Genomic DNA, 2,402 nt, shown 5'->3' with positions numbered 1-2,402 from the left:
GCATGGAATAAATGCTTTTACAGCAATCAGAGAAGCCCTTTTAGGGAATTCCGATATCATCTTTAACTAATGGAGTTCTGAACAGTTACGATAAATTTTTATTATTGCTGCTTCAATTCGTGTGCATGTGTATTATGGGAGTGTTCCTCTGTCTGACTGGCTATCCGATTGCAAACTTTTGGCTGATTCTCATAGTATGGTTCGTTATTTTATTTTCCTGGCTGATAACAAATTGGCTGGAGAGACGTCAGTATTTTCAAAAGATGGACAGAACACTGGAAGGATTGGATCAGAGATATCTTTTGGGAGAACTGATGCCAAAGTCCTGGCATTTGGAAGATAAGTTATACCAGGGAATGATACGAAAATCAAACAAAGCAGTTATTGAACGGATTCATCAGATCGAAGAGGAAGAGAGCGATTACAAGGAATATATTGAAGGCTGGGTACATGAAATCAAGGCACCAATTACAAGCATATCTTTAATCTGTGAGAATCGCAGAAAGCAAGGTGGTCCGGAATATGGAACAGTAGGGCTTGAAAACCAGAAGATTGAAAATTATGTAGATATGGCACTTTATTATGCGCGTTCGGAGGAAGTGTATAAGGACTATATGATACAGGAGACTTCTCTGGAAACAGTAGTATATGAGGTCTTTTCCAAAAACAGACAGTTTTTGATAGAACACCAGATACAGGCGGAAGTGGATTGTCAGGATAAGGTGTACACAGACGGCAAATGGATATCGTTTCTGCTGAATCAGATGATTCTAAACAGTGTAAAGTATAAGAGTGAGCATCCATTACTTAAGATTTATACAAGAAAGACGGAAAAGAGTGTCCTGCTTATTTTGGAAGATAATGGAATTGGTATTCGCAAGGAAGAACTGTCCCGTATCTTTGATAAAGGATTTACAGGCAGCAATGGGCGCGCCCATGAGCGTGCAACAGGTATGGGGCTGTACATATGTAAAAAACTGAGCAGCAAATTAGGAGTTGATCTACACGCAGAATCTACATGGGGAAAGGGCACAAAGATGATGATAGAGTTCCCAATTAGCACGTATCTTTCAAAAATGTAAGGTTAATGTAAGTAAATCACATACAAAAGCAGCAATTCTGTTGATAACATATTCTTAGAGCATGTTTAAAAAATCATTCCCGCAATTTGTGCATCCTGCCTTTTAAACACGCTCTAGAAAAGACAAAGAAAGAGGCGAATGGAAAATGAGCAATTACATACAGGTATGTGATGCAGAAAAATATTATGGAAATGATGTCAATGTTACGAAGGCAGTAGACCGGGTCAGCTTTCAAGTAAATAAAGGGGAATTTGTGGGCGTAATGGGTGCAAGTGGCTCAGGAAAGACCACACTTCTTAATATGCTCGCAACCATAGATCATGTGACTGCCGGGCATATTTTTTATGAAAATACGGATATTACGGAATTATCCGAGGATGCGCTTGCAGATTTCAGAAGAGATAATCTGGGGTTTGTATTTCAAAGCTATAATCTGCTGGACACATTAACAATCGAAGAGAATATTATCCTGGCCCTTACCGTTCATGGAAGTAAAAAGAAGGAAATACAGAAAAAAACAGAGAAAATGCTGAAATTATTAGGATTGAATGAGGTGCGGGGACAGTTTCCGTATCAGGTATCCGGAGGCCAGGCACAGCGATGTGCCTGTGCGAGAGCATTGGTCAATGATCCAAAGCTGCTGCTGGCAGATGAGCCGACGGGAGCTTTAGATTCGAAATCAGCCCAGATTTTACTGGAGACATTTACAAAGCTGAATGATCAGATGAAAGCGACCATTCTGATGGTTACACATGATGCGTTTTCTGCCAGCTACTGCACAAGGATTTTATTTTTGCGCGACGGAAAAATCTTTCATGAACTGGTACGCGGTTCAAAGAGCCGGAGAGAATTTCTGCAGGAAATTCTGGATGTCCTGTCCTTGACAGGAGGTGAGCTGGACCATGATGAATAAATTATCCTTTCGCAATATACAGCGCTCGATGAAGGATTATCTGATTTATGTTATGACCATGAGCGTAATTACTGCTTTTATGTATGCGTTCAGCAGTCTGTTTTTTGATAAGGAACTGTCAGGAACATTTGAAATGAGCGGAATTATGGGAGCAATGATAGGGATCGCCACGTTCTTTATTGTATTGATTGTCGCATGGCTCATCAACTATATGGTAAAGTTCATGCTGGAAAAGAGGAGTACGGAATTTGGAATTTACATGCTCCTTGGAATGAAGAAAAAGAAGATTGCTGATTTGTATTTAAAAGAAAACTGTAACTGTTCAGAACTCCATTAGTTAAAGATGATATCGGAATTCCCTAAAAGGGCTTCTCTGATTGCTGTAAAAGCATTTATTCCATGCTTAT

General features: G+C 39.7%; 3 protein-coding genes. All 3 read left to right on the top strand.

The genetic code is table 11. From position 1 onward, the window contains the following. Positions 1-134: 134 nt before the first annotated feature. The 3 genes from BUB85_RS20710 (at position 135) to BUB85_RS20700 (ending at position 2,332) form a co-directional block, all read left to right on the top strand. Entirely contained in the window at positions 135-1,082 is a 948-nt protein-coding gene (locus BUB85_RS20710; protein ID WP_242945515.1) for a sensor histidine kinase, read from the top strand. A gap of 145 nt (positions 1,083-1,227) precedes the next feature. Then, the gene (locus BUB85_RS20705; protein ID WP_073113357.1) at positions 1,228-1,995 is read left to right on the top strand and encodes an ABC transporter ATP-binding protein; all 768 of its coding nucleotides are present in this window, start codon (positions 1,228-1,230) and stop codon (positions 1,993-1,995) included. Continuing rightward, a complete protein-coding gene (locus tag BUB85_RS20700; protein WP_073113356.1) occupies positions 1,985-2,332 on the top strand; it encodes an FtsX-like permease family protein in 348 nt (115 codons plus the stop codon). The genes BUB85_RS20705 and BUB85_RS20700 overlap by 11 nt, the downstream gene beginning before the upstream one ends. Positions 2,333-2,402 lie beyond the last annotated feature (70 nt).

Origin of the sequence: Hespellia stercorisuis DSM 15480 (assembly GCF_900142165.1) — a bacterium.
In the GTDB taxonomy this organism is placed as follows: Bacteria; Bacillota; Clostridia; order Lachnospirales; family Lachnospiraceae; genus Hespellia; species Hespellia stercorisuis.
The sequence above is the reverse complement of the archived record's forward strand: the minus strand, read 5'-3'. Positions and strand labels throughout refer to the sequence as shown.